General features: G+C 60.2%; 35 protein-coding genes. 10 read left to right on the top strand and 25 right to left on the bottom strand.

Translation table 11 applies throughout. From position 1 onward, the window contains the following. Positions 1–9: 9 nt before the first annotated feature. The 25 genes from PSJE_RS15730 to PSJE_RS15610 form a co-directional block, all read right to left on the bottom strand. Positions 10–1173 carry a phage tail sheath subtilisin-like domain-containing protein gene (locus PSJE_RS15730; protein WP_090453465.1) on the bottom strand — a complete coding sequence of 388 codons (1164 nt, stop codon included), beginning with the start codon at positions 1171–1173 and terminating at the stop codon, positions 10–12. Between the two features lie 102 nt (positions 1174–1275). After that, positions 1276–1701 (bottom strand): tail fiber assembly protein, encoded by a 426-nt coding sequence (locus PSJE_RS15725; RefSeq protein ID WP_090453463.1) that lies wholly within the window; start codon positions 1699–1701, stop codon positions 1276–1278. 10 nt (positions 1702–1711) lie between these two features. After that, positions 1712–3661 carry a phage tail protein gene (locus PSJE_RS31650; protein WP_235863933.1) on the bottom strand — a complete coding sequence of 650 codons (1950 nt, stop codon included), beginning with the start codon at positions 3659–3661 and terminating at the stop codon, positions 1712–1714. Further along, positions 3654–4262: a phage tail protein I gene (locus PSJE_RS15715; protein ID WP_090453461.1), complete on the bottom strand. Its 609-nt coding sequence runs from the start codon at positions 4260–4262 to the stop codon at positions 3654–3656. Before PSJE_RS15715 ends, PSJE_RS31650 begins: the two co-directional genes overlap by 8 nt. Position 4263: 1 nt before the next feature. After that, complete coding sequence (locus tag PSJE_RS15710) at positions 4264–5145, bottom strand: baseplate assembly protein (protein ID WP_090453459.1); 882 nt, start codon at positions 5143–5145, stop codon at positions 4264–4266. Further along, positions 5142–5468 (bottom strand): GPW/gp25 family protein, encoded by a 327-nt coding sequence (locus PSJE_RS15705; RefSeq protein WP_090453457.1) that lies wholly within the window; start codon positions 5466–5468, stop codon positions 5142–5144. The genes PSJE_RS15710 and PSJE_RS15705 overlap by 4 nt, the downstream gene beginning before the upstream one ends. 5 nt (positions 5469–5473) lie before the next feature. Further along, complete coding sequence (locus tag PSJE_RS15700) at positions 5474–5716, bottom strand: hypothetical protein (protein WP_090453455.1); 243 nt, start codon at positions 5714–5716, stop codon at positions 5474–5476. A 63-nt stretch (positions 5717–5779) separates the two neighbouring features. Next, a complete protein-coding gene (locus PSJE_RS15695; protein WP_090453453.1) occupies positions 5780–6082 on the bottom strand; it encodes a hypothetical protein in 303 nt (100 codons plus the stop codon). Positions 6083–6089: 7 nt separating this feature from the next. Next, positions 6090–6653: a phage baseplate assembly protein V gene (locus tag PSJE_RS15690; protein WP_090453451.1), complete on the bottom strand. Its 564-nt coding sequence runs from the start codon at positions 6651–6653 to the stop codon at positions 6090–6092. After that, positions 6650–7168, bottom strand: a complete 519-nt coding sequence (locus PSJE_RS15685; protein WP_090453449.1) for a hypothetical protein — start codon at positions 7166–7168, stop codon at positions 6650–6652. The genes PSJE_RS15690 and PSJE_RS15685 overlap by 4 nt, the downstream gene beginning before the upstream one ends. A 4-nt stretch (positions 7169–7172) precedes the next feature. Continuing rightward, complete coding sequence (locus PSJE_RS15680; protein ID WP_090453447.1) at positions 7173–7826, bottom strand: hypothetical protein; 654 nt, start codon at positions 7824–7826, stop codon at positions 7173–7175. Next, on the bottom strand, positions 7823–8143 hold the full coding sequence (locus tag PSJE_RS15675) for a head-tail joining protein (RefSeq protein WP_090453445.1): 321 nt from the start codon (positions 8141–8143) through the stop codon (positions 7823–7825). The genes PSJE_RS15680 and PSJE_RS15675 overlap by 4 nt, the downstream gene beginning before the upstream one ends. 2 nt (positions 8144–8145) lie before the next feature. Further along, a complete protein-coding gene (locus PSJE_RS15670) occupies positions 8146–9141 on the bottom strand; it encodes a major capsid protein (protein ID WP_090453444.1) in 996 nt (331 codons plus the stop codon). A 61-nt stretch (positions 9142–9202) separates the two neighbouring features. After that, positions 9203–9547 (bottom strand): head decoration protein, encoded by a 345-nt coding sequence (locus PSJE_RS15665; RefSeq protein ID WP_090453442.1) that lies wholly within the window; start codon positions 9545–9547, stop codon positions 9203–9205. After that, a complete protein-coding gene (locus PSJE_RS15660) occupies positions 9544–10698 on the bottom strand; it encodes a head maturation protease, ClpP-related (RefSeq protein ID WP_090453440.1) in 1155 nt (384 codons plus the stop codon). The genes PSJE_RS15665 and PSJE_RS15660 overlap by 4 nt, the downstream gene beginning before the upstream one ends. Continuing rightward, positions 10695–12173, bottom strand: a complete 1479-nt coding sequence (locus tag PSJE_RS15655) for a phage portal protein (RefSeq protein ID WP_090453438.1) — start codon at positions 12171–12173, stop codon at positions 10695–10697. The genes PSJE_RS15660 and PSJE_RS15655 overlap by 4 nt, the downstream gene beginning before the upstream one ends. After that, the gene (locus PSJE_RS15650; RefSeq protein ID WP_008048905.1) at positions 12173–12379 is read right to left on the bottom strand and encodes a phage head-tail joining protein; all 207 of its coding nucleotides are present in this window, start codon (positions 12377–12379) and stop codon (positions 12173–12175) included. The genes PSJE_RS15655 and PSJE_RS15650 overlap by 1 nt, the downstream gene beginning before the upstream one ends. Position 12380: 1 nt before the next feature. Beyond that, a complete protein-coding gene (locus PSJE_RS15645; RefSeq protein ID WP_090453436.1) occupies positions 12381–14399 on the bottom strand; it encodes a phage terminase large subunit family protein in 2019 nt (672 codons plus the stop codon). A gap of 3 nt (positions 14400–14402) precedes the next feature. Next, complete coding sequence (locus tag PSJE_RS15640) at positions 14403–15005, bottom strand: terminase small subunit (RefSeq protein WP_090453434.1); 603 nt, start codon at positions 15003–15005, stop codon at positions 14403–14405. Positions 15006–15153: 148 nt separating this feature from the next. Beyond that, positions 15154–15501: a phage holin family protein gene (locus PSJE_RS15635; protein WP_090453432.1), complete on the bottom strand. Its 348-nt coding sequence runs from the start codon at positions 15499–15501 to the stop codon at positions 15154–15156. A gap of 234 nt (positions 15502–15735) precedes the next feature. Then, positions 15736–16218, bottom strand: coding sequence for a hypothetical protein (locus PSJE_RS15630; RefSeq protein WP_090453430.1), 483 nt, complete (start codon positions 16216–16218; stop codon positions 15736–15738). Between the two features lie 328 nt (positions 16219–16546). Then, positions 16547–19243, bottom strand: coding sequence for a DUF5906 domain-containing protein (locus PSJE_RS15625; RefSeq protein ID WP_090453428.1), 2697 nt, complete (start codon positions 19241–19243; stop codon positions 16547–16549). Beyond that, a complete protein-coding gene (locus tag PSJE_RS15620) occupies positions 19240–19446 on the bottom strand; it encodes a TraR/DksA C4-type zinc finger protein (protein ID WP_008048893.1) in 207 nt (68 codons plus the stop codon). Before PSJE_RS15620 ends, PSJE_RS15625 begins: the two co-directional genes overlap by 4 nt. Then, positions 19439–19927, bottom strand: coding sequence for a phage regulatory CII family protein (locus PSJE_RS15615; protein WP_008048886.1), 489 nt, complete (start codon positions 19925–19927; stop codon positions 19439–19441). Before PSJE_RS15615 ends, PSJE_RS15620 begins: the two co-directional genes overlap by 8 nt. A gap of 138 nt (positions 19928–20065) precedes the next feature. Next, complete coding sequence (locus PSJE_RS15610; protein WP_090453426.1) at positions 20066–20293, bottom strand: transcriptional regulator; 228 nt, start codon at positions 20291–20293, stop codon at positions 20066–20068. A gap of 99 nt (positions 20294–20392) precedes the next feature. On the opposite strand from PSJE_RS15610, the gene PSJE_RS15605 reads away from it, so the two are divergent. The 10 genes from PSJE_RS15605 to PSJE_RS15555 all read left to right on the top strand — a co-directional run bounded on the left by PSJE_RS15605 (position 20393) and on the right by PSJE_RS15555 (position 26500). Continuing rightward, positions 20393–21139 carry a S24 family peptidase gene (locus PSJE_RS15605; RefSeq protein ID WP_235863932.1) on the top strand — a complete coding sequence of 249 codons (747 nt, stop codon included), beginning with the start codon at positions 20393–20395 and terminating at the stop codon, positions 21137–21139. Between the two features lie 326 nt (positions 21140–21465). Then, positions 21466–22038, top strand: a complete 573-nt coding sequence (locus PSJE_RS15595) for a deoxynucleotide monophosphate kinase family protein (protein ID WP_090453422.1) — start codon at positions 21466–21468, stop codon at positions 22036–22038. A gap of 10 nt (positions 22039–22048) precedes the next feature. After that, positions 22049–22324: a hypothetical protein gene (locus PSJE_RS15590; protein WP_090453420.1), complete on the top strand. Its 276-nt coding sequence runs from the start codon at positions 22049–22051 to the stop codon at positions 22322–22324. After that, the gene (locus PSJE_RS15585; protein WP_090453418.1) at positions 22321–22695 is read left to right on the top strand and encodes a hypothetical protein; all 375 of its coding nucleotides are present in this window, start codon (positions 22321–22323) and stop codon (positions 22693–22695) included. Before PSJE_RS15590 ends, PSJE_RS15585 begins: the two co-directional genes overlap by 4 nt. Beyond that, complete coding sequence (locus PSJE_RS15580; protein WP_090453416.1) at positions 22692–22934, top strand: pyocin activator PrtN family protein; 243 nt, start codon at positions 22692–22694, stop codon at positions 22932–22934. The genes PSJE_RS15585 and PSJE_RS15580 overlap by 4 nt, the downstream gene beginning before the upstream one ends. A 59-nt stretch (positions 22935–22993) precedes the next feature. Then, a complete protein-coding gene (locus tag PSJE_RS15575) occupies positions 22994–23344 on the top strand; it encodes a hypothetical protein (protein ID WP_090453414.1) in 351 nt (116 codons plus the stop codon). 42 nt (positions 23345–23386) lie between these two features. After that, positions 23387–24199, top strand: a complete 813-nt coding sequence (locus PSJE_RS15570; RefSeq protein ID WP_090453412.1) for a DUF2303 family protein — start codon at positions 23387–23389, stop codon at positions 24197–24199. Between the two features lie 72 nt (positions 24200–24271). Then, the gene (locus tag PSJE_RS15565) at positions 24272–24919 is read left to right on the top strand and encodes a hypothetical protein (protein ID WP_090453410.1); all 648 of its coding nucleotides are present in this window, start codon (positions 24272–24274) and stop codon (positions 24917–24919) included. A gap of 166 nt (positions 24920–25085) precedes the next feature. Next, positions 25086–25283 carry a hypothetical protein gene (locus PSJE_RS15560; RefSeq protein ID WP_056856218.1) on the top strand — a complete coding sequence of 66 codons (198 nt, stop codon included), beginning with the start codon at positions 25086–25088 and terminating at the stop codon, positions 25281–25283. Beyond that, positions 25250–26500, top strand: a complete 1251-nt coding sequence (locus PSJE_RS15555; RefSeq protein WP_090453408.1) for a site-specific integrase — start codon at positions 25250–25252, stop codon at positions 26498–26500. Before PSJE_RS15560 ends, PSJE_RS15555 begins: the two co-directional genes overlap by 34 nt. Positions 26501–26502 lie beyond the last annotated feature (2 nt).

The raw sequence follows: 26502 nt of genomic DNA, 5'->3' as shown, positions 1-26502 counted from the left end.
AAGCGCTCCTTAAGCGTCGAGGACTTCGGTCAGCCACTGGTTGGTGACTTCAATCAGGAAGTTCGGGTTTTCCGCCGGCGGCACGTCGGTGAAGCGGATGCGCCAATACACCTTGCCCTGTTCGATCTGGCTGGCGGTGTTGAGCTCGGTATCGGCGAACACTTCGAAGTTGATGATGGCACCAGCGTTTTTCTGATCGCGCATGAACGCGTCCAGGCCTTCGGTCACTTCCTTGACATAGGTCTTGGTGATCGAGCGGTCGACCGCCCATTTGTGCCCTGCCTGGATTGCATCCATGAGGATGTCGCAGGTGCGCACGCGGGTGACAAACGACCATTTCGGGTCGCTGGACAGCGTGCGGTTGCCCCACAGGCGATAACCGCCGTCACGAATGATCGTCGCGATGAACGCGTTGTTCAGCAGGTTGGCCCGGCAAGTTTCGTCGCCGTCGAGGTATTCAATCGGCCGCTTGGTGCCGGTGATGCCGACAAACTCTTTGTTCGACGGCGACGCCCAGTAGCCGTAGTTGGCATCGGTCCAGGCGAACAACCCAGCGACCCAGGCCGAGCCCGGCGCATCGACTGTCGCACTCTCGATCGTGTCCCAGAACTGCACACCCGGATCGACCATGTAAATGCGCTTGCTGCCGAAGTTCTCGGCATATTCCATCACCGCTTCGTCGGTGGTGTTCGGGCCATCCACGATAGCGATCGCACGCAGCTTGCCGGCCAAGGCATCCATAGCGGTCGCCACCGCCTGGGTGGCGGAATGCCCCGGAGCAATCAGCAACTTGGGCTGGGCGTTGTGCACGCTCTTGCCGTCGAGCAGCGCCTGCAAACCGGTCCGCTGGCCGGAGGCCAACACACCACCGATGATGGCCGACGTTTGCAGCGCTTCGTCTTCGAGCTTGGGCACGCCCACCGCGACGATCACCGCCTTGGCGCGCACGTAGATGGCCGCTGCCGCCTTGGCGATCGCCGAGCCCGCACCGAACGCGGCAATGGCTTCGCGCTCAGACGTGAGCAATACCAGATCGCCAGCCTTGGCCGTACCGCCGCCGAGAATGCCCGGGGTGAAGGTGTCGCACAGGCCGATGATCGAGGACGACGGCAGCGAGATAGTGCGCGCCCCCGTCTCGATCAGCGCGGTCGTGACGCCGTGAAAAAAGCTCATATGTCAGTCTCCAGTAACGAAAAAGCCCCGCATGAGCGAGGCTGTGAGGGGTGATCGTGTTACGCGTAACGGAAAAGAAAACGCCCCGTCAGTGCGGGGCGTTTATTGGGTTTGCTCGGCCAGCCAGGGCGGCGCGATCGGGCGATGATCCACCAGGGGAAACTCGGCGCCTTGCGGCCATTCGCGCAATTGTCGGCGATACGTCAATAGCTCGCTGTACCGCTCGGCCGTGAGGGTGGTCGCTAGCCCTTCCTCGCCCTCGTCACGGTGCCGGGTCACGACACCATCGGTCGCCGACAGCAGCGCATCGCGCCAGGCGCGCTCGGTAGCGGCCTGTTCTTCCGGCGATGGCGGCGGCGGGTCGGCCAAAAACGGATAACCGTCATTGTCAAAGTTGATAACCAGCCCTAGCACCTCGCCGGCCAGCAGCTCAGCATGTAGCTCATCCGGAATTTCCACCGCATCCTCTGGAATGGGCGACTGGCGGTCTGGCTCGTAAAACCCGCGAGTTGATTTTGAAGCAAACATAAGAATCCCCTTAGTTACCGAAGGCTCGCCATGAGCCCTGCAAAGTCGCAGCGCTGGCTGACAGATTCCAGAACCGCACTTGCGTAAGCGACACGTTTTGGTATCCGACACCTGGCGACGCCGCACCGGTTGCACCAGGTGATGGGGCGACGGCAAACACGTTGGCTGGAAAAGCCTTCGGGAAGGTAATCAATACTGAGCTGTTAGCCGCAATTGCGGGAAGAATGCCCCATTGCTCAACATCCCCAGCAGGGCTGTTCTTCCATCCAGAAGAGGCCAGCAATGCGGCGAAATCGGCGTTAGTCCCTAGACCACTTGTCGACGATACAAGCTGCCAACCATTGGTGCCGATCGCCACCAGCGTCAGGCTTTGCCCCGGAAGAAGCACAATAGAACTAACGGTCCCGACTGCGTTGTTAAGCGTTGCGCCAGCGCCTGTCACAATCGTCATAGGGACAGTTGTCGCGAAAACTGTAATCGAGATTCCTTGCGGAAACCCTAGGCCCACTGGCGTCGGGAGCGTGAGCGTCATACCAGGAGTCGAAACCCACAAAAGCTTTCCGGCATCCGCCGCCGTGACGGAGCGAGAGGCAGCTAACGCGGTAAAACCGCTGTAGCCGCCTTTTTCACGCATTACGAACTCGCAAGTGGCCAAGGACTTATCGCCGGTGAACTGTGGCTGAGTGAACCAGTTCGCACCTAACATAACCCCGGCATACTTGAGCGATACCGAGCCACCAACCAGCCGCCACAGCGTACCAATGCGAATAAACCGGGCGGTGTCGCCCAGCCCCATCGCGATGTTTCCGACGTAGTTCACGGCGTCGATGATGTCGGTACCGCCAGCCGTGACCGTGACCGTGCCCTGCCCGCAGACAACCTCAACCACGGCGCCGCGCGGGATCACCCCAGTGGGCAGCGTGGCCACCATTGCCCCGCTGGTGGCAGAAGCAAAGGCCGCCACCTTGCCAACATCAGCGAACGTCAGCACCGCAGACGCCGAGTAGTTGGTGTAGTCGCCGAACTCCACCCCGCGCCGCTTCAGAAACGCCCCGTTGATCAGCAACAGCGAACTGTCGAACTGCGCCGGCGTGTTCGCCGTGGGGTTGACCAAGGCCGGCGAGTTGATCGGCGCAAAGCCTTGCGTCACGTTCTGGAACGTCAGCGCCGTGGTACCGACCACAATCGCCCCATCGGTGACCAACTGCCAACGGGTGTCGGCTTGCGTGGTGCCCTGCTCGACCGACGTCAACAGCGCCGAGGTGATTTCGGCGTTGCTTTCGGCATCCGCCGCGCGCTTCCACGCCAGCGCCGCCACCAGCCAAATGCCATTGTCCTTGGCCACGACTTGGTTTTTCACCAGTACGCGATCACCCGCCGCCAAGGCCACGCCGTCGACAGTCTGAAGCCCGGCCAGCACGATGTTGGCCGTGGTGGCCACGCGCACCGATTGCTTGCTGTCGAGCTTATTTAGCTCTTCGATGATCCGCGTATCAACGTATTCACGGGTTGCCAACACCACCGCCGGGTCAATCTTTAGCGTGATGTTGCCGGTGCTGGCCACGATGAAGTTCATCCGCACCACCTGCGTGCGGCCCGAGCCTTGCGACAGCACCGGCTTGTAACTCGGCGCGCAGTTTGCCACCGCGACCAGATCGCCGTCCGCATCATAGAGGCCAATTTCGCGAATCCACCACCCCCCCTCATCGGCCGGGATAATCTGCTCGGCGATGATCACCGCCGGATTGACCGGGTCGACCCGTACCTGATTCAGCGGCCGGCGGCGGCGCTCATTGATCAGTTGGGTCTGCGCCGCACTAGGGATCGGGTCGGTTTCGTTGGCATCGCCCACGCCCATTTGGGCAAACGTCCAAGCAACGCCGAGCGCGTCGGCGTTTGCCTGCTTGGCCATCCCCACATTCGTGAGGGTGGCGAAAAACTGCGAATTCGCATCAATCATAATAAACGTCCAGGGTGTCTATGGAGTGTTCGCGGCCAACTACGCCGAGGGTGCCGCTGACCTCGATGTCACGCGCAACCGGTGGGTAAACGTCGATTTCGTCGCCTTCGTAAACGCTGACCGCGACGTTCAAAACGCCTTGGCTTTCGAGGCTGATCGCCAAGCCCGTCAGATGCCGGGTCACCGGCTTGGCATCGTCGATCAGGCGCTCCAGCTCCTGATACATTTCCTCAGTGATCCCGGTGTCCAGCACGCCAACCTTGAGCGCGAAGGTGCCCGGCACCCCCTCCGGCACCGTGTTGAACCACTCGATAATCTCGATCAGATAGCCCAGGGGTTCGACCACCCGGCGCAAGGCGCCGATGGTGCCCTTGTGGGCATGGATGTAATACGACGCCTTGATCGCGGCGCGCTTGGTCGCCTCGCTCCACCGGTAATCCCAGCGATCGACCGACCAGGCCCACGCAAGGTGCGGCAGTAAATGCACTGGGCAGGTGTCGGCGTTGTAGAGCGTGCGTAGCGGAACAATGGTTTTTTCATAGAACGCCGCTTCTAGGGCGCGCTCCAGTTGCGTGCTATTGCTCGGCAGTAGGCTATTCATGTCAGCCCGCCAGATTCACTGTGACTTCGGTGCAGAACGCCGCCTGTGCCTTGGTCGGGGCCAGGTCCACCCAGCCGACCAGCTCAACCCGAGACACGCCGGCGATATGCAGTTGCGCATCCACAGCCGAACGCGCCACTTCGACCCCGAGCCGCTTGCGTGGATTGATCCAGGCGTTAATGCGGCTTTTGGCCTCGGCCAGGCTAGCATCCGCCTCAGGCCCGACACTGCTCATGTGCAGAATGGCATCGATGCGGTAGTCGATAATCTGCGCGCTTTGTACGGTCAGCCGATCACCCACCGGCCTGACGTCCTCGTCATTCAGCGCCGCCTTGACCGTGGCCAGCAGCTCAGGACTAGCCACGCCTTTGCCCTCGGAACTCAGCACCGTGACCGTAACGTTGCACGGTGCCGGGCTTTCCGCCGTGGCATCCGCGACCAGGCCCGACGCATTACGCGCGTGCAAGATGTAGCTTGCACGCGGGCCAGCGGTGGTCAGCCCTTCGTAGGCCAACTGAATGCGTTCACGGAACGGATCGTCTTCTTCCCTGACCTCCGGTACCGGAGGCACCGCCAGCAGATCCTCGGACTGAATCACCAGCCGCTTGAGATTGACGTTGGCCCCCAAGTGATCGAGGTCGTCGCGGATGGCGTGGGCCAGTAACAGCGCCTTGCCGGCGTCGTTGACCCGGGCGCGGTTACCGACCTTGATGTAGGCCCCGACCTCCAACACCTTGGTGACCGGATCGCTTTCCAGCGCGGCGCTCCAGTTATCGCCCATGTAGCCACGAAAGACCCCGAGGCCTTCCTCATACACCGCTTCGAAATCCAATGGCTCCAGCACGCTCGGCGCAGGTAGCGACGACAGATCAACGATGCTCATACGCCCACCTCCAACAGCACGCCGTCGCCTTGATATTTGCCGGCGATTTTCAGATTGATTTGCCCGCCGATCACCGAAATGACCCGCACCTGGTCCAGCTTCAAACGCGGCTCCCAGCGCCCCAAGGCTCTGGCGGCTTCCGCCTGCACTGAGCTTTTCCAGCCCTCGTTAACGGGCAGGTCGACAAAGCGCGGGAGCGTGCTGCCGTACTCTGGCCGATGCCGCCGGCTGCCCAGTGGCGTGCCCAGAATGTCGCCGATGGACTGCCGCAAATGCTCGATGCCGGAAATGGGCTGGCCGGTGTGGCGATCCATTCCGATCATCCGCGTTACTCCTTCAGCAGTTCGAATTCGTCATGGGCTTTCAGAAACTTGACCGCCTCGATGTCGGCGCCCGGTACTTCGACCAGGCCCTTCGCCACCGGCAAACTGCGCTGGGTCTCAGGCAGGATCAACTCGCGGGAGGTGTAGACCTTGTCGCGAAACTTCATCGGCATCGGAAGCGATATCGGCTGCGGCAATGGTTCAGGGCTCGCGGGTGAATCGGTGACTGTCGAATCGCTCTTGGCCATGTGTTTACTCCAGGCATAAAAAAGCCCGCGTTAGGCGGGCGGATAGAAATAGAGGGTTGAAAACTACGAGCACCTGGCCGTGACAGTTTTTGCCACCGCATCTGCAATCGCGACCGGATCGCCACCGCTGCAAGTGATGGTGATGTTGGTCACTATCGAGCGCTGTTCGCGCCGCACGTATTGGCCATGACTCAACACCCGAACCAGCGCTTTGGCAACATCTTCGGGATTAGCCTCTCGCAAGACGATTGGCCAGCGACTAAGCATTCGATACGCGTCGTAATGCTGGGCAATCTGTCCTTCCAAAAGCTTCACGATTGTCTCAACGTCAAACGCCGGCTTTTCCGAAATCGGTTCGTCGATCATTTTGACCTCAGTGTGTGTGGTGGTTGCTGTTGCCGGTGGCGTCGATGATCGCGCCAGCACTGGTAATGCCGCTCGTGACGTGTAACGCGCCTTCGATCCGCACCGCCGCTTTCAGGTTGATGTTTCCGGTGGTCACGTTGACGGCGCTGTCCGTTACGATCACCTCCGTGCTGGCGACTTTGATGGTCACCGTACCGCTCGGCAGGGTGATGCTGTAGCTCTTGGCCTGCCAGTCATAGACCAGCGAACCACCATCATCGAAGCGCCAAACCTCGACATGATCGCGGTTATCCGGTGGTGCGCCGGCGTTGCCGTATAGCCCAGGAATGAACGTACCTTGCGACACGTCACCACTGGCACTGACCAATGCCCCTTGCTCGCCCAGGCTTGGCGCTCGCCAGTGTCGCGCCTTACCAGCGGCAATGCTGTGCCAGCGTACCCAGGCACTGACCCACTCGCCGTCTGACACCCGACACACTGGCGGGGAAGCGGTCAGGTCCACTGCCACCACATAACAATCCTTGACCACACCGGCCAACATCCGGTCATGTTGAGCCTGTGCGTAACTCACGGCACGTCATCCGCTGGAAAGAACTCCTCTTTGCGGTCGTAATTGAAGCCGAACCACAGCGAACCCGGTTGCTCATCCGGCCATGGCCATTGCTGTGCACCGAGGTAAATTTGCTGATGCCACTCCACCAACCAGACGGTGTAGCCATCCAGTTCGGGCCGGGTCCAATCCTGCCCGGCCTGAATGAATACCGCCGGTTCAACCGCCAGCCCCCAGGTCTGCGCCCGCAGAACCACCGCGAGCTGGGTGGCCAGTTGTACGGCCTGCTGATGATGGTGCGGCTTGATCGGATCGACGACGATGCGTGCCTCGAACCTGCACACCAAGGTCGTTTCCCCGGTGCCGATATCGACGCCCGGTTCAATCTCGGCCATCTCTAGAAACACCGCCGGCAGCGCTACACGATCTTTAATGTTCGGCCAGGCCGTCACCGCACACACACCCGGTAACTTCGCCAGCAGTTGTTGCTCAATGGCCCGGTAAAGCTGATCCAGGCTAAAAGGCTCTTCCGACACGGCATTAACTCCTCAGGTACTTTTGCAGCTCGAAGTTGAGCTCCTGCTGCAGGATCTGTAGCAAGCGCTCATCCGCCTTGCGCACCCAGCTGTCGAAATGTGGCCGCGCCTGCTCCAGGGACACCTTGGCCTTGGCCAGTGGAAACCGACTTCCATTTTCAGCGACCCAACCCGAACTCGGCCCGCGCCCTGATGACACCGCACTGTCCGGATAATCGTCCGCATCGAAATGCTTGCTCGCGGTGCGGATCCAGATGTCCGGTTTGTTGCCGTAGACCTGTTTGAGGAACGCCCCCTGGTAACGGCGCCCGGCTACCGACACGCCGCTGCCAGTCTGCCGCGCGCGGCCGATCCGGCTGGACTCGATGGCGTTCAAGCCAAACCACAGCTTGCCGCTCATGGCCCCACCGGTGACCGGATAGCTGCGCAACCGTTGACGCACCGCCGCGACGGCGATGCGTTCCTGTCGACTGACCGCCCGAGCGATGTGCGTGCGCAACCAGCCCAGCGTCTTGTTGATCGCTCGACGATGCGCGGCCGCGGCTGCCTTGGGCACCACCTTGGCGAAGTCCTGGAACGCTTGCAGATCTGCCGACGACGACTGAATGGTGACCATCCCACCACCGGCCGACGACTTGTAATAGCTACCAACGCTCATGCACGCATCCTCAGGATCAAAGCGACCAAACCGTCACCGCTGGGCTCCAGCTGCAGCAGGTCATAATCGCCACCGCCGTCCAGGGCCGGCAGATCGACGCTGACCAACAGGCCCTGTTCGAGGCCGTGGGAATCGCTGACACGGATTTCAAAGCGGGGCTCGCGCAATCCGGTGTTGAGCTTGCCGAACTTCGGCTGCAGCCAGGGCGCCGCGAACATGCCGAGGACCGGCTCGTCCCGGCCTTCGATCCGTGCGCTGTCGCCCAGCGTTTCGAACACCACCGCGTCGACCTCGGCGACCAGGTCACGAAAGGCCACGGTCAGAGCTCCAGGAGGATCTGCGCGAGCGGGCGCGTGCACAGGTGTAGCGGGTTCGACTGAGCTTCACCGGCCATGCCTTTGTTGAACGGCAGCGGCTCGATCTTGCTGTAGTACGGCACGCCTTCGGTGTTGACCGTTTCCATGTAGTCCGCCGGCGCAAACACCGAGATGTACAGGTCCGGCACGCCTTCGGGAATCAGCAGCGCCTTGTCGTCGTGGATGAAGGTCACACCGGCGATCTTGCCGCGATAGCGCTCCCAGACGATGCCGCCGAACTCGAAACTTTCACGGGCATCGCCACGCAAAGCAGCGGCCTGCTGACTGTTGAGGTAGGTCTCTTTGACCGACTTGTGGACCAGCAGCTTGTTCCAGAAATTCTTACCGCACAGCGCACGCGAGCCCGTGCTGGTGATACTGCCCAGGGCTTCCTCCTGCAGGTCCAGCGCATCACCACACTTGACGCGAAGTTCGGTGTCCGGACTGTTCAGCCCCATGGACATTTTCTTGCGGGTCACACCAAAGGTTTTGTAGATGTCGAGCAAGACGGTGGTGCCGTCCGCGTCGAGGATTTGGCCGTTCAGCGCGCCCATGCGCTGGAATTCGTGCGTGGCATCTAGCTGTCGACGCGCTTTGGCCAGGCGCTTGTTGACCACGTCCTGCACTGCCTGCAATTCAGAACGGGTACCGAAGGCACGAATGCCCTGGATCTCGTCGGCCTTGATCGCAAAGCGCTGCGGCAGGTGCACGGTGTTGAACGGAATCAGGTTGCGCTTGGTTCCGCCGACCACCAGGCCGGAGGTGCCGCGTTCACCGGCTGGCACCAAGGCCAGGGTGTCGCCGTCCTTTTCGATCTGCACGGTCAGGGTGGTGATGCCCTCCTCCTGGAACAGGCCGAGGCTGCTGATGCGGCCCGGCAGGTATTCCTGTTCATTGATGGCGGCGGTCAGCGAGGAGACCGAAAACGCATCGTCGTTAAAGATTTCAATGTCAGCCATGAAGCAATCTCCAGAATGCAAAAACCCGCACTCGGCGGGTTGGGTAATCAGGTTGACCGTCTTAGCGAACGATCAGGAAGTGAGTGGCCAACGCCTTTTCAGCAGCAGGATCCAGCCCCGTCAGATGGGCTTCGCTGACTTCAGCCAGCCGCACCACTGCCCGCCCGCGTCGGACCACATCCGACTCGCCCAACGGGCCGTAGAGAATGGCGATCGCATTTTCGCTGCCGTCTTCGGCGGTCGGGTTGTAGGGGGCGAACTCACCGGTCAAGCTGATCAGGCCGAGGATCTGCCCCGGTTCCAATGCAGGACCGGCGGCGACATTGATGGCTTCGCGGGAAATGGTGCCCGCCGCTTCGGACAGGAGAAATTCGCCTGCATGCATTGGCTCTCGTTGGATACTCATCGTCTTGCTCCTGTTGCGGGTCGGGATTGACCGGACTGCGCGGCTTGGCGCGCGGACCAGATGGAAGGTTGATCAAGTTGTTTGGCCTGCACCTTAGGTGCGGGGTCATTGTCCAGCGGCAAGCTGTTGTCGATTTCAAAGCCCTTGCCGCTGCTGACGATCTTGTCGAACAGACGCGCTCGGACCGCCGCAACGTCCAGGCCCGCCGCGACATACTCGACGCTGAACTCCGGCAAGCGCGCCGCCACACACAGGTCGTTCACGGCCTTGGCCCGCGTCAGGCCTGCCTGGACGATCTCTTCGCTTTCAAGCCGGGTGGAGCTGAGCAGCGGCTCGACCAGGTTGCTGATGCCTGACTCGGAGCATCGCTGCGTGATCATCAGGGCCAGCTTGGCCGAGTCGACCACCGGCGGTACCAAGGGCGGATCGTCGGGCTCTAACTCGGGATCCGGCTCGGGTGGCTCGTCCAACTGGGCGAGCAATTCGGCCGGCGCATGCTGGTAACGCTGCAGCACGGCCCCTTGGCCGAGGCAAGCTTTGACCGTAACGCCATCGCCGACCTCATCGGCCAACCCCAAGGCCACCGCTTCACTGGCGGTCAACCAGGTTTCGGCAGCGACCAGACGCCGCAACTCCTCCTCATCAATGTCTGGAGCCTTGGCCTTGTAGGCCGCAATGATGGCCTCCATCGTCTGATCGAGGACGTCGGCCACTTTACGGAAGTCGTCGGCATCACCGGCCGCGTAGGTCCATGGGTTGTGGATCATCAGCATGGCGTTGGATGCGATCACGACGCGGTGTGCGCCGCATACCGCCACGCTGGCCGCACTGGCCGCCAACGCATCGATGCGACCAGTACAACGCTCACCCAAACGCGACAGCGCGTTGTGCATCGCCAGCCCGTCGAACAGGTCGCCACCGATGCTGTTGAACGCGGCGATCACTGGGGACACGCCGTCGTCCATGGCGCGCAGGTCTTGCACAAACTGATTCGCGGTAATGCCCCAGGCGCCGATCTCGCCATAGACAAACACTTCGATGACCCGCTCGGCAGCCTCGCCGCTGGCCTGCAGCGCGTACCAGCTCTTGTCCTGCACGGGCACGCGTTTACCCGCCCGGTTGTAAACGCGTGGCCGCGCCTTCTTGCTCATGGTTGCTCCTTGTCGTCGACGGGGACGAACGCTTCAAGAGTGGTGTAATTGAGGCCAAGCGCAGTGGCGCGGGCCAGGTCGGCGGCGTTTTCGGCGTCGACCGTTTCAGCGTCATAACCGGTGCGCAGGACCATTTCACTGCGTGAGGCGAAGCCGGCCTGCACTTCCATTCGGCGCGCCTGTACGTCCTGCACCGGCTGGATGTAGGCCCAGCCTTGCGGTACCCAACGGGTGCGCAGGTACTCGCGACGTCGCTGGGCGTAGTCATCCAGCTGGAGGACACCCGACAACACCGCCATGTCCATCCAGGCCGCCCGGACCGGACGGCACAGCTGGTGCACGTACACGCTGAACTGCTGTTGTTCCAGACGGCGCCGAAACTCGTTGAGTACGACCCGCAGCGCCCGGTCGTTGACCTCGCGCATGTCGCCGGTGAGGATTTCGTATGGCGTCCCGGTCCCTGCTGCGGCCGCCATCAGCTGCTGCCGCATGAAGTCGGGATAGTTGTTGCCCGCGTCCGGTGGTTTCGAGAACTCAACCTCTTCACCCGGCCCCAGTTCCTGCATGGTGCCGGGCTCCAGCGCAACCATCGGCGTGAAGCCGTCGCGATCTAGGGTCAGTGGCTGGCCGGTGACCGGGTCCCTTGGCACGGGGCCGGATTCTGGGGCTGGCCGGCTGATAAAGCCGGCAAACAGGTTGGCCACTTCCTGCCGGAACAGCACCGCGTCGTCGTAGTTGTCGAGACTGCGCAGGCGCTTCAACACTGGCGACAAGCGCGGCACACCGCGCAGCTGGCCCGGTTCGACCGGTTCGAAGATATGCAGCACCTGCGCGGCCGGCACGCGCACCAGTTGGTTGTAACCTGCATTCAACGATGAGGTATCGCGTGGATGCGCCAGGTACATCCAGTACGCCACGCGTTTGCCGCCGGGGGTGAACTCGATGCCGGCGCGGATGAAGTTGCCTTCCCGGGTGGTCTCGAACTTGTCGTGCGGCACAAACTCCGGAGCCAGGATTTGCAGCTGCAACGGCACCGCGAGGCCTTCGTCCAGGCCACGCGGACGCAACCGCACAAAACATTCACCCGAGGTTTCCACCGTGCGGGCCACCAGCGCCTGCTGACCGTTGAAGTCGGTGCGCTCATCGGCGTCCGATTCATCGACCCAGTCGTCCCAAAGTTCCTGCAGCAATTTGCGCAGGGCTTCGTTGTCGGTTTTCGGTCGCGGTGTGATACCGGTACCGATCAGGTTGCTGACGCGCTTGTCGATCACGTTATAGGCATACGGATCATTGCGAACCGCTGCCCGCGACCGTGAGCGCAGATTGCGCAGCGCCGGGGTGTTTATGCTGTTGATCCCGTTGTCCGGCGCATCCCAGCCAGTGGAGCGGCGGCCCTCTCCGGCGCCTTCGTAACTGGCCTTGATGTTCGACGGCAACACGAATCCGTTACGGGTGAGCGTCGGATAGCGGGCCATTAGAGTCCTTTGCCTCCGTGGCAAAGCCGAACGACGCGCGAGCGCGGCCCGGCCGAGTTCACCAGTGAGGTGCGGATCTCGTCGCGGGCTTTGAGCAGCTCGTCGACAGAGCGGTATTCCACGGTGCGGTCGGTGTAACGCACGGTTTTTTCACCGCGCGCGATGGCCGCCTCAACCGCGTCGAGGTGCTTTTGGGTAAATGACATATCAGCGTCTCTTCAGGTAACCGCTGCTGGAGCTGCGGCGTTGAGGTGGCGGAGCGGCTTGTCGCGATGGCACGACGGGAGCAACGGGTTGCGGAGCCGGTTGTGGTACAGCAGGGGTAGCCTGCTCGGTATTGCTGAGACGCTCGCCTTGCACGGGCTTGATACCCAGCGCGTCGTCGAACAAGCCTGACTGCGCCAGAGACTGACGCACCCGCTCCCAGTCGTGTTCCTTGTAGCGGTTGAGGCCCAGGTAATGCGCCATGGCCAGGCAATACACCATCAGGTCGAGCGCTTCGTTGCGCTCGGCCTTGCCCTTGACCCATTCGATACGCTTGTGTCCACGGATGTAGCGCGCCACCTTGCGCTCCGCGACGCACTGATCGAAGAAGTCGTCGGGCAGGTCATTGGCGAAGTGCAATGCGCCCGGGCCGGCTTCGAATGGATAACGGTTGTAGATCCAATCCTTTGCAGTATCGGTACCTACGAACCACAGCTCGGCGCCATTGCGTTCGGTCTGGCCTTTCCAGGTCACGTCGACCATGGACGGGCGCTGAGCAATGACCGGCTTGCCGGGTTTGCTCGCCCCCTTGATGGCGAACACATTGCGCCAGCGGCGCACGCGGCAGAACTGGTAAACCTCGTCAGTGTGGTGGCCACCGGAGTCGACCGCCACTGCAAGAATGCCGAGACCGACACCGCACGGATGGCGATACTTGGCCTTGAGCAGTTCGTCCAGTGCGGCCCAGGTACGCTCATCAGCGGGGTCGCCCGAAACGATCTGGTAGTCGATGACCCAGCGTTCCATGCCGACGCCCCAGCCCATGGCCATGAACTCCAGGCGATTGGCCTGCACGTCGACGGCACCGGTGATCATCAGCACCGCCGCCGGCATCGAACCGAGGCCGAAGAGTTCCAAGCGCGCCCGTGCTCGCAACACATTGGCTTTGGTCTGCTCTTGAGCCGCGTCCCAAACCTTCGCCAAACGGGTGTTGTAAAACACCTGCATGGGTTCCAGATCGCCTTTTGCCTGGGCCTTTTTGGCCTTCTCGAATTGCTTGGCCAGCGACTTCCAGTCCATCCAACCGAGTGGTGAATACAGCGCGTTGAGATGAAACCCGACCGTCTCGCCATCGCCTTCGGCGTGGGCACGCCACTCGCCATTGGTGAGCATCTCGCCCTTGTGGAACTCCTCAATCAACACGTCGCAGTCAGGGCCAGCGCACTGATAGTGCACCACACTGTAATCCTTCGAGTAATGCAGGCGCTCCCATTCCAGGGTTTGCATGTGGCCGCAGCTCGGACACGGCACATAGTAGTGACGCTGGTCACTGCCATCGAACAGGTCGGAAATTCGCGAGGCGCCCTTGATCGTGGGTGAGCTGGAAAAGTAGAACTTGGCGTTGCGACCGAAGGTACTGCCCCGGGTTTCCGCCAACTCGATAGGGTCACCCTCCTCGCCGATGTCCACTTCCCAACGGTCGATCTCATCGCCGTACACGTAGCGCGCCGACAACTCTGACAGGTTGGCCGCCGAGCCGGCGGTGGTGACGTACAACGTCCCGCCCTCAAACTCCTTGGTGTCCATGGTATTGCGCGAGTCGCGGGAGCGGTTAGCCGCGACTCGCTCGCGCAATACCGGTGTTGCCTTGATGGTTTTGCTGATCCGCGAGGACACCCGCTTGGCCAGGCCCAGACTGGGCAACAGTGCCAGGATGTTCGACGGCGCCATGTGCATCAGGCCGCCAATCCAGTTCAGACCTATCTGGGTTTTCATCAGCTGCGACGCGACCATGGTGATCACGCGTTTGCAGGGGTGAGCCGGCGACAGGCAACGCATGGGCTCGCGGGCATACGGTGTGCGCGAGGTACGGTACTGGCCGGGCTCAGCGGCGCCGGTGTCACGCGGGATCCGCATGTACTCATCGGCCCACTGATCGATCCAGACATCCGGGTCGGGCCGCAGCCCACGGAAATACGCCTCGCGGTACACCTCTGCACCGTCAGGAATGTCCGTGGGCATAGGTCAACTCGTGGTCAGTGCGTGTTCAAGGTCTGCTGAAGACATGCGTTCGGCGTCTTCCAGCGAGCGACGGATCGCCGCCGTCAGGTGCTTTTCGATTTCCCAAGGGTCGGTCATGGAGGCCAGTTCGGGTGCCAGCTGTGGAGGCATACCCAGCAACTGATCGCGGAGCATCCGACCAGCGTTGTAGGCGCCGGTCTGCACCGCTGTCGCCGACACCAGTGAACCCTTGGCCTTGTGCAACTCGATCTCGGCGAGCTGGGCCAAGTTGTGTTCCCGCAGTGCGCGGGCTTTCTGGAAGTCCGGCAGCTGCCCCGTGGGGACAATCACTGGCGGCGACGCAGCCATGGGAGTCGGCTCGACCTGGCTGGTGAGCTGGCTATACACGTCACGCTGAAGCCGATCTTGGTGGTGCCGATCAGCAACGGCGGTTTTGCTCGGGTCAGCGGTGTCACGAATCAACGCTTCGCTGGCCATGACATCCACTTGCTTACCATCGGCGGTGAGTACCAGTCGGTTGTTGTTTTTCAACCAGGTGATGTAGCTGGGTGCCCTGCCGATCCGAGCCGCAAAGGCGCTCTTTGACAGGTACATTGGTTCTGTCATAAGCCCTCCTTTTCAACGGCTTTTCAATGCAAACCTTTCAATTTCAATGGATTGAATTTCAGTAAGCTGGCAACCCTGCCGCTAACACTTTCCCGCGGGTTTGCGACCCCGTACCCGTCGAATACCCCCAGGGTCCCCGGCGATTTCATCACTGCCCGCCACCGCTCGGAGGGACCTCGCAGATCCCAGCCCGTTTCGCCAACCACCGAGCGTACAACCCGCTGGCCACATCGGCACCGAGACAAGCCACCACACTCCCAATCGCTGCAGCGGTCATCAGACTGCAACCCAGCGCCGTGGCGAGCAACACCGTTGCCAGACCAAACACCGCCGAAGCACCGAAGCGCAATAGCACCCGCTTGATCAACACCGGCACCGCCATCCCTGCCGCATCAGCGCGCCACATCTCCCCTGTTAAACCGGCGAGCGCCACCAGAATCAGTAGCCAGGTTGGAAGATTGGCCAGCGACTGCTGCATCTCCTGTTCAGTCGACATTCGTTGCCTCCTCGGCAATGGAAGAAATAAACCTATGTCTCGGGCGTAACTGGCGGCCCAAGCCAGGGCCGGCAGCAAGAATGAAAAACCCCGCCGAAGCGGGGTTGGGTGACCGGCGCAGGGAGGGCCGGGTGAAGCTGCACAGCACGTGCGAGGTCAGCGCCAAGGCGCAAATTCCATATCGTGGGGACTTTTTACCCCCTGAGTACGGAACCGAAAAGAGGTCATTTTCGGTTATCCGACTCGACGCAACTTTGACGCAACTTTGAGTAGACTTTGAGGCAAAACGCCCCGACCAGCGGTAAGCCACTTACGGGCGTCAGCACGCTCGACCAGCACTTCCAGCAGCTGCTCATGCAGACGGTGCACCTGGTCGTAGTAAGTCTGTTTCGCTCTCGACTCCATCCCAAGCAGATGCAACTGCATCAGCCAGGTTGGCGCCGGATCATCGCCGTAACGCAGGCCCGCCAACCGCATCAGCCGATCACCCTGCTCACCCTGACGCCCGATCTCCGACAGAGCGGCGGCGATCTCTTGTGCAACTGCATCAGGCCCTGCTCCAGCGCCGAGGATGACTCGGGACCCGGGCGTGCCGCGTGGTGCGCAGCCACCCCACTCCATGATCGTTGCCATTGGGCTGCCCATGCCGCCGCTTTCGCCATTGAGCCGAAGTTGCTCGCCCCAGTGCTTCAGCAGTACTTCCATTGCCTCGATCATCGCCCTACTCCCCCGAAAACCGAACCCGACACAAAAAGCACCCACCCCGACACAAACCCAACACAAACAAAACCCTTTAAAATCAATAGCTTTAATCGAGTTGTGTTTAGTGTGTTGGGTTTGTTGAGTATTTCCTTTCTCGCATGAAGAAAATAATCAGCCATCAGAAACCGAACATCCAACGTCACGCATGCGCGCATGCGTAGCGAAACCCAACACACCCAACACAAAGCCCGCAAACTGCCGAAATAGAAGGCTCCAATCTGTGTGAGGTATCCGAAATCAACCCAACACACACCCGACACACCCGACACACTTTTAGATGTAGTCATGCGGCAGCCGCCTTGATGTGGTCCCAACCGTCCACATGCCAGCCCGCGAGCTTCGCCTTGGCCCGCCAGTTTTCGACCTGCTTGCCCAGCTCGGCCGCCTTCAGTGATGGGGGCGGGGAAGCGTCCGGATCGACAGGAAAGAAGAACGCGCCAAAGCGCCGATTGTTGCCGTCGGTCCAGGGAATCGCGCGGGTTTTATCGACCTCAGAACTGATGAACAGCGAGAACTTCGTCTGACTCATCACATGCTCTTTGTTGCGCTGACACCATTCGAGGAACAGCGAATAGAGGTCGGTCGACAGACACGGCCCCCAAAGCCCCTGACCCAGCTCGCTGTACTTCCACAGATGCAAGAACGTCTGCCATCCAGCCCGACTCAAGGCCACCAGGCGCTCACGTGCGTCCGTCGATGGCGGTCGCGTCCGCTGGTTGAAGTCGCCCAGATCGACCGACAACAACCAACCGTACAGCGCCGCGACGCCACCCTGTTCCAGCTCCCGCCCGATTGCCTTTTGCCGCTCGACCGGCAAGGTTTCCATAGGCCACATCACCAACATCCGCCGGTCACTGTCGCTGATCGGCCACGGCAAAATTTCGTTGCTCAGGAACACCGCGTTCATATGGTTGGCTTCCTCCCAACCGTTGATGAACTTCGATTCCATCCGCACCGTCTTGCCGGTGATCAGGTGCTTGATCTTGCCCACTTGGTTGTATCGCTGATCGCGACTCACTACCTCTTCAAACACCGACCACAATTTTCGGCTTTGCCAGGCGTTGAAGTTGCTCTCCAGCTGCGTCTGACCGACCGTGGCCGCGTACTGGCCGTACAACATACCCAGTGCATCTGCGAACAGCAGGCTTTTGCCTGAGCCCTCCATGATCGAGTGCATCAGCACGGCGGTGTCCATCTTGGCGCCCAGGTGTTGCAACGGGTACGCCAGCCAGCGGGTCAACCATTGGTGCGCCGCTTCATCGTGGTTGCACAAAAACGAAATCAGCCAACGCAGATTGGCGCAGGCTGCGTCATCCCTGACCGGTTCGAGCGGTAGGCCATCAAAGGTATTGATGTACACCGCAGGATCCTTGCTCATGGTCGGATCAAACACGATATGTTCGACATCCACAGTGCGCCGCTCACTGCTGTTCAGCCACAGCGGATAAGTGTCGCCCAGCGCCATCTTCACCGCGCCCTCGGCAATACGCCGCTTCTTTTCCCGATCCCAGACGTCCTTGGTGCCGTCGATGTACACATATCGGTCAGTCGGTGGCATGCCGAACGCACCGCCCTTCTTGCCCGCCATGCGCCGCGCTTGCTCGATGTCGCGGACGTGATCATCCGCAATCAACCGTTTGCCCATGTCATCCAGCCACGCCTTCGCAAGTGGCTTGCCCACCCGAGCTTCAAATGCGGCCTTCTTCATCACCCGCGACTGATCGCAGTCCCACACTTGCGTGGTGCCCTCGACCAGCGCAAAACGCCGCAACAACTGGTCAAGCGTCAGCGACTCCCCCGCGCCCCCGTCAGGAGCTGGAGCGGCCTCGCTGATGTCGTCGTTCGCACAGCTCGGCTCGCTCATCTCATCGGATTGGGGCGGGGGAAGATCCCGCGGATCAGGCCGAGATGAACGCTGCATACCCAACATACGCGCGGCATCCTTCACCGCCTTCGACTGGTCGCCGCCGTGCTCGAGTAAACAGAACACCTCGAAGGCGTCATTCTGATGCCCGTTCGCAAGCGGATCGGCACCGTGGTGGGAATAGACCTTGCCCTCACTGATCGTCACGCCGGGCAGCCCAGTGCTGCTCTGCGGGTAAAGCCACTTGCTGCCCCGCTTGATGTAGCCGTGGCTACGCAGCAGCTCCTCGATGTCGTGGCAGCGGTTGAACTCATCGATCACCGACGGCTGCTTACCCGCAGCCGGCGCTGAACGCTTACTGACCTTCGCCGGCGGCACGGTTGCCTTGATCGCCCACGGGCACGCTGCCTCTGCATCACGCTTGAAGATGTCCCAGTTTTGCCAGATAGCCAGCAGGTCGACAGTCAGCGTCGGCAAACCGTCCGTGGCGCTGGGCGGCGTCCGCCAGGTGTAAGGCTTGCCGGTACCCGGATGAATCGAAGGAGGGAACACGTCCTGTACCAGGCCAGCACGCAGTTCGAACACCGTGAAGCGCTTGTACTCTTCAGCCTCCGTGCGTGCTGCAGCCTCCCCGATACCATCGCCCTGCTCTTTCGCAGCCTTGGCTTTGTCCATCAGGCCTTTGTGAATTGAACCGTCAGGGTCCTTTTCATTCGGCCATGAGAGAGAATGCCGGGTCAGCTCAATGCCTTCCGGCAGCTTGAACAGCACCCGGAAGCGCGCAGGGTTACCGACAATGGTCGGATACACCAACGCCATGGCATCCAGATCGACACCCAGCAGCTCATACAGCACATGCCGCGTCCACTGAACGTCATCGACGTCCAGCGAACAGATACGGCTCGGCCCAAGGACGACGCCGAGGTTGTGATTAGGGTTTCGTTCCCAGAATGCTTCAGCCTTGGCGGCCTCGGTAAAGTAGCCGCCCGGTTTGTTCCACCCCAAGCCCTTTGGGGCTTTTTCACCTGGCTCGATTGATACCAGGGCGAGATCGAAAGTGTTGATGTAACGTTTTGCCCATGTGGCGATGGCTATTCCTTTGGCCGGTTCAGTCATCGCCGAGCCTCCCGCAACCCCTGACAGTCAACACAGGTTTGGCAACCCTCAATCGACTGTTGTCGGCGTAACGGGATGGGCTCGTCGCAATCAGCACAAAACTGAGCGCTCACGCGGTTCGAAGGCACACGGCGACTGCGCTGAAGGGCAACGTCGAGCAGGTACTGCGCCTGGTCATTAGCACGATCGATTTCGTCAGCCATGGTTGCGATCCTCCATCGCCTGACGGGCACCCGCCATGATGCCGAGGATTTCGCGAATCACGTCCATGCCGCGTTGCTCCAGGTCCACGACCTCGCGTAGCTCCCAGACGTTGTCGGCTGCGCCGTCGTGCATCGCTGCCACGAACTCACCGGTTTCGCCGAGCAACTTACCGACGGCCTTCAGAGCATCACGGGTGGCTGGTACCGGCACTGGGCGATACCAGACCGCGCCAGCTGGCCGCATCAGCGCGTCAAGCAAGCGTGAGTCGCCCGTCAGCCGGATCACTTCCTCAAGCTCATCAGGGTTCAGCCAGCGCCGCTCTTCATCGAGTTTGAGTTTCTTCTGGAGGGTGTCGTTGTCCAACACCATGTCAAAGGCAAGGGCGGTAATTCCGCCCTTGTAGTCACGACCAGCGCGGTAAATCGCCTGGCGCAAAGGAAGGACCGGACCCGCGTCCGGCAATAGATCTGTGCGACTCATAACCGTAAATCCCCCGTTTACGGTGTAGCCATAAGACGGGGTAATCCCTATCCTACGACCACGACCGATGTACATGTGCTGTGTGTCGTCGTAGCTGGGCTGGGGGATCTTTGGTGAGAGGCCCCAACCCGGCACCTTTTAAGCAGCTTTGGAACCGCGAAGGTAAGCCCAGTCAATGTCTGCACGAAGTTGCTCGCAAGTGACTGAACCTGCCGACTCTCGCTCGATACCGACCGCCAAAGCGGCGCCAGCTCGACGGTTGCCATAAGCGACCTGCTTCAACTGGCCAGCGGACGTGCCGCAACGGCCCGCGAACGCATCCAACGCGGCTTTATCAAGACTCTTCAAATACTCGTGCAAGGTCATATGCACCTCCTTCTGAGCGCCGAGATTAGCAATTGCTAATGTTTTCGGCAATAGCAAACCGTAATTTACTGTTTGCTAACGGAAAGCGATGATTAGGGAATGGATATAAAGAAGATGCGAGTTCAGGTGCTGCGCGACTTGATGGGCGAAAAAACCCAGAAAGAGTTCGCCGACCAATACAACCTAGACGCCTCATACCTGTCGCAATTGCTCAACGGGCATAGATCGCTCGGAGAGAAAGCTGCTGCAAATCTTGAAGCGAAAATTGGTCTTGCCGAGGGCACATTAACAGCGCCGTCCAGCTCGATGCGCGCCCCCACATCCAGAGCGCCGCAAACGCCAGAGAATGAAATCGTCCCAAGCAATGCCGAGTATCTCGGCCCCATTGATGTTTGGGACGACGATACCCCCTTGGATGATGACGAGGTTTATGTGCCGTTTCTTAAGGAAGTTGAACTATCCGCTGGGAGCGGCAGAACCGCAGTACATCAGTCGCACAAGCAAAAACTTCGCTTCGGAAAAATGACCCTAAGGCGGCAAAACGTCCAGGCAAATGAAGCGGTCTGCGTAACGGTCAACGGCAACAGCATGGAACCCGTTCTTCCTCACGGAAGCACCGTAGGAGTTGACCAGGGCTGCACAACCATCACCGATGGAAAAATGTACGCGCTGAATCATGGAGGCCAGTTGCGAGTGAAGACGCTGTACCGGCTACCGGGTGGAGGCATCAGGATGCGCAGCTATAACCGGGAAGAGCATCCAGATGAAGAGTACAGTGCGACCGAACTGCTCAAAAACGAAATCATCGTGATCGGCAAAGTCTTCTGGTATTCCGTACTGCTGTAACCGACCACATCTCAAAGAACCCGCCATGTGCGGGTTTTTTTTGCACATCGCAAAACTAAATTAGCATTTGCTATTGCAAGTTTATTTAGCTGTTGCTAATTTTGCACTCGTATCTACCTCTCACCAAGAGTACGAGCCATGCAAACCCCACAGCACAGCAACACCCGCTGCCCCGTTTATCTACACCCGACAGCAGCGACCAACCGCGCAGCCGTAATCGCCATTCAGCAAACGACTGGCCTGCTCGTCATCACCAATGTACGCAGCAAGGCGGCAGCACAGCTCATCGCTAGCGCCGACACTTTCCCATGGGGAGGTGACGCAGCATGAAGCAACTATTGATCGGGCTTGCCGGCCGCGCACGCACCGGCAAAACCACTGCCGCCAATCACCTGGCCAACATCCACGGTTTCCAGACCTACGCATTCGCAGACCCACTCCGCGAAGGCCTGATGAACATCTTTAACCTGAGTCCGTGCGACTTTGACGACGATCGCAAAGAGCAACCCATCGGCTGGCTCGGTCGCTCCGCTCGCGAGCTGATGCAGTCCATGGGCACCGAATGGGGCCGCAACATGGTCCACCCAGAGCTATGGCTGCTACTGGCCGAACAGAACCTCGAATTCCTAGGCCAAGCGCACGACACCGCGACCGGTTTCGTCATCAGTGATCTGCGTTTTGAGAACGAAGCCGACTTTGTCCGCAAGCGTGGCGGCATCGTGATCCACGTCCTTCGAGCTGACGCGACAGAGGTCAATCCGCACGTCAGCGAAACGGGCATCGGCATTCAGGACAACGACCTGGTGCTGCACAACGAGGGCGCGCTCGACGACCTTTTCGGACAGCTAGACGAGTTCTTCGGCGCCCTGACAGCCCGCCCTGACAACGTAGCAGCCTGAGGACCGCGCCATGAATCGCACCCTGGACGAAACGGCAGCCGTACTCGGCCTTAAACCCCGCGCCCTCCGCACCAGGTTGCGGGAGCTGGGCGTCCTCACCCACAACGGCGAGCTCGCCAGCAAACACCGTGATCGCGGTTACCTGTTCTCCGACCCACGCAGTACCTGGGTCCCTGCCATCAACCAGCACCGCCACTACGCGGTGGTAATGGTGAAAGAAGCGGGCGTTGAGTGGGTCGCCAAGAAACTGAACATCACCATTACGCACAAGGACGCCGCAGCATGAGCCAGAACGCCATTACCCAAGCCATCGGCGCACTGAAGCTGATCCCGATGTTCCTCAACCACCCTACAGTCATCAGCCGCGCCACGCTGATTGGTGCATCAACCGAAGCCTTACAGCTGCTGGAATCGCTGCCTCCGGTCAGCGCGGAGCTGGCTGAGGTATTCCGCTGCGTCGACGCGGTCATTAGTGAGGGGCAAATCGCCTACGTCACCCCGACAAAATCCCCTGAGTACCCCTACGGCGCCGTGGTCGCCGACCAACAAGGCAACGTGTATGCGGCCGCCATGGGTAAAAGCAAAGAAGGCCTTGCCGAATTGATCCGCCTCAAGTTGCTGCCCCCATCGGAGGGGTTCGGGGAGGGCGCGGCATGAGCAACACCCTCGACCAGCTTCGGCGCCAGTTCGCAACACCGTGCCCGACGCTGGCAGCGGTTCGCGAACACTATTTCTCACACATCCGCACCGATCGCCACTTGCTGACCGAGATCAAGAAGGGCCGCATCAAGCTCACGGTCAAACGCCTGCACGGCTCCACCCGGGCCAAGCCGGTGGTCTACCTGCACGACCTTGCCGACTACCTCGACGCCCAAGCGTTGACGGCAGCCGCCTGATTTACCGGTGGCCCTTGCCGTCCAGGGGCAAACAACTCGCACTCAATAAGGCACAGCACATGAAACCTACAGATACAGCCGAATTCATCGGCGAACTCAACGCGGGCGTCTTCGCGAACCAGATCGGCCACGCCCTTTCCGAAGTGGCATCGGGCGTTGTCGATAACGGCAAGGTTGGCTCCGTCACGCTGACCTTCACCCTGAAACAGATTGCCGACAGCCACCAGGTAACAGTCAACCACAAGCTCGCCTACAAGGTTCCAACCAAACGCGGCAGCCGTAGCGAAGACACCACCCTCGACACGCCGATGCATGTCAACGAGGGCGGCCGACTGACCTTGTTTGCCGAAGCCCCACGCGCAGGCCAGTTGTTCAACCGAGATGCCGCACCGATTCACGCGAAGTCCTAAACCGCCCCACTCCGTACCTCTCACCAAAAGGAAATCGATCCAATGGAAGCCAAAGCAATTCAGCTGATTCAAGACACCGCCGTACTGGCCTATGCTAAAACGCTGAGCACCTTCACCCCGGTGCTGGTGCTGCCGTCTGATCAAAAGATCCACAGCATCGAGAAATTCCAAGCCGCTCGCAGTCGCTTTCGCGGCGCGCTCACCACCCACTCGTTGCTGGACTTCGGCAACTACGTGATGGAGCAAAGCGCCGAAGTCGTCGCATCTGGTTTTGTCGATGCCGAAGCCATGTCTTGCACCGTGATTTTTAACCTGGGCAATGCCAAAGAGCCTGGGCACGGCGATTTCACCGCCACCCTCAACCTGAGAAAGACTGCCGCCTTCCGAGCGCTCGAGCGTGCCGCCACCATCCAATTCGTGCAGAAAGACCTGAGCGACTGGATTGAGGATTGGGCGTCGAACCTCCAAGCCCTTGCAGCGGACGATAGCCACATCGATCTGCGCAAAGCCGCGAGCGCGATCCGCTCCATCAGCATCGAGCAAGCACGCAAGAGCGAACATGTCGTTGGCGACCTGAGCGCATCCCGTTCGGCGATGGACCAGATCGAAGCCAAATCCTCGGAAGGCCTGCCAGCCGAATTCCTATTCACCGTCGAGCCATACGAAGGGCTGAAGGTCCAGATCATCCGACTCCGTGTTGCTGTCCTCACCGGCGGTGACAAGCCCCTACTGCGCCTGCGCTGGATTGGCGAAGAGCAGCTGCGCGAGGACCTCGCACAAGAATTCAAGGATGTCGTTCAGCAGGAAGTCGGCGGCGGCGCGAAGTTGACCATCGGCAGCTTCAACTTGGGCTAACCACCACTGCCCCCCCGCCGCCGGCCTCTCACCAATGATCCCGGCGGCGGGCTCTACCGAGGAACACAGCACATGCAAACACAACACCTGATCATCATCGCCACTTGTTCAGCCATTGGCCTGCTGTTGATGGCCTACTTCATTCGTGAAGCAGCCCTGCGCGCACTCGCCCGCAGCTACAGCAGAGGCTTGGACGAGCGCAATGCCCTGCATTCGCTTCGCATCGAAGCCTTGAACAGCGACATCGCCGATCTGAATCGCCTGCACTGCTCCGACCAAAAACGACTGGCGGAACTGGCTCGCCAAGCCCGCGCTATACGCGCTACCCCTTTCCTCAAGAGCGACCACCTGACGCTGCTAGAGATTGCCACCACCCTCAGACTGGCTAAAGACACATGGGATGCATTCCCCGGTACCGAGGCTTATCGCGTGAAAGCCATTAACCAAGCCCACTTCGTTGGCACCTTGGCTTATCGCTTGCTGGATAGCATCAGCTCCGCGGCAGCGCTCAACGGCAACTCACTGGATACCCAGATAATCGAATGGCTAGATAAGCGAGGAACGTTCTATGCCGAGCCGGAGCTGAGCTCGATCAGCTTCCCGCACGACGCAGACACCGAAGGCTACCGACACCTACGCGACGCGCTGCGCGAAGCCTTCGAACTTGACATGAATCGCCAGGCCGTCGATCTGGGCCAACTGCCAGCGGAGGTCGCATGAACGCCCTTCGCCGAACAGTACGTATCCGCCACGGGCAAATGCCACCCCTCGATTTACAAACCATTTGCGACAAGTGCAACACGTCGCGGGCACATGGCAACCACGAAACGTGCAGCAAGCAACGCCAGGCCGAGGGCGTCGCCCGGCGCGCAGGGGAGCAAGCGCCATGAGCCTTCCGCGCTGGGTAATGATCAACCGAGCATCCGAACTCACCGGCTACAGCGAAGACGCCATACGTCACAAAGTGAAGAACGGGACCTGGGCCCAAGGCCGCATCTGGCGCAAAACACCAGACGGCCGCATCGCAATCAACATGACGGAGTACGACAAGTGGGCCGAGAGCGCACCGCAGGAAGCGGCCTAGAAGCCGAGCTGGCCAAACACAGAGGACTGGAGATACACGGTGGCTACATACGCATCGTGTTCATGTGGCGACGAATTCGTTGCCGCGAATCACTGGGTCTCCCTGTCACCAAAGCCAACATCAAACACGCCGCCCTACTCCGGGCGGCAATCACCCACGAAATCAAGACCGGCCGTTTTGATTACGGCCGGCACTTTCCCGACTCAAAGAATGCGACCAACTACAGCAATGTAAAAGACGAGCGCCTGGCCACTCTGGTTGCTCGGTACAAACCATTGAAGGCGGTCGACCTCACTCCGATGACCGAAGAGAAATACAGCTACGCACTCGACATATGTACCGAACTGCTTGGCCCGGACAGATTGGCAGGCATCCTCCTGCCCGAGGACATACAGCGACTCAGGATTCAACTGATCGCAGATCGCGCCCCATCAACTGCGAATCACTACCTGGCGACGTTCGCCGGATTTTTGGGGTGGTGTGAAAACAATAGCTATTGCCGAAAAGGCCTATCCGCCGCATGCACACGATTTGCAATGACCGATCGCGAACCAGATCCGTTGACCAAAACCGAGTTCGAACAACTACTCAGCAAGGGCTGCCTACACGCACAGGACTCCGCAGCGATCACGCTGGCGGTCTACACCGGCCTTCGCCCAGGTGAGTTGTGCGCGTTAGCCGTTGAAGATGTAGATTTGACTACTGGCCAGATCAACATCACCAGGGCGATCACTGCAGACGGAACATTCAAAGTTCCGAAGACTGGTAAGTCTCGATCAGTGCTTCTAATGCCACCGGCAGTTGAGGCCTGCAAAACACTCATGAGCCTAGTGGCTAATTGCACACCGCGACAGATCGAGGTGTTTACAAACCGTCACGAAAGCCGAATCGAAACGATAACCCCACTGCTCTCTCCAACAACGCAGGCCCGAAAGAAAATCATCAACCACTGGTTTGTTCCGACCTCTTGGAACACTAAATGGGCAGCCATCCAAAAGCGGTCAGGTATTCGCCCACGCCGCCCCTACCAGACTCGGCATACCTACGCCTGCTGGCTCCTTACCGCACGTGGAAACCTAGCCTTTATTGCGAAGCAAATGGGCCACATAGACTTCACCATGCTCGTGCAAGTCTATGCAAAATGGATGGAGGATGAGTCCGCCGCAGAGTTAGATAAAATCTGGACAGAACTTAATAGCAAGAAAACGCGCCCCTAGCA

Origin of the sequence: Pseudomonas jessenii (assembly GCF_002236115.1) — a bacterium.
Classification (GTDB): Bacteria; Pseudomonadota; Gammaproteobacteria; order Pseudomonadales; family Pseudomonadaceae; genus Aquipseudomonas; species Aquipseudomonas jessenii.
Note: the sequence above shows the minus strand (reverse complement) of the source record. Positions and strands in the feature narration are given on the sequence as shown.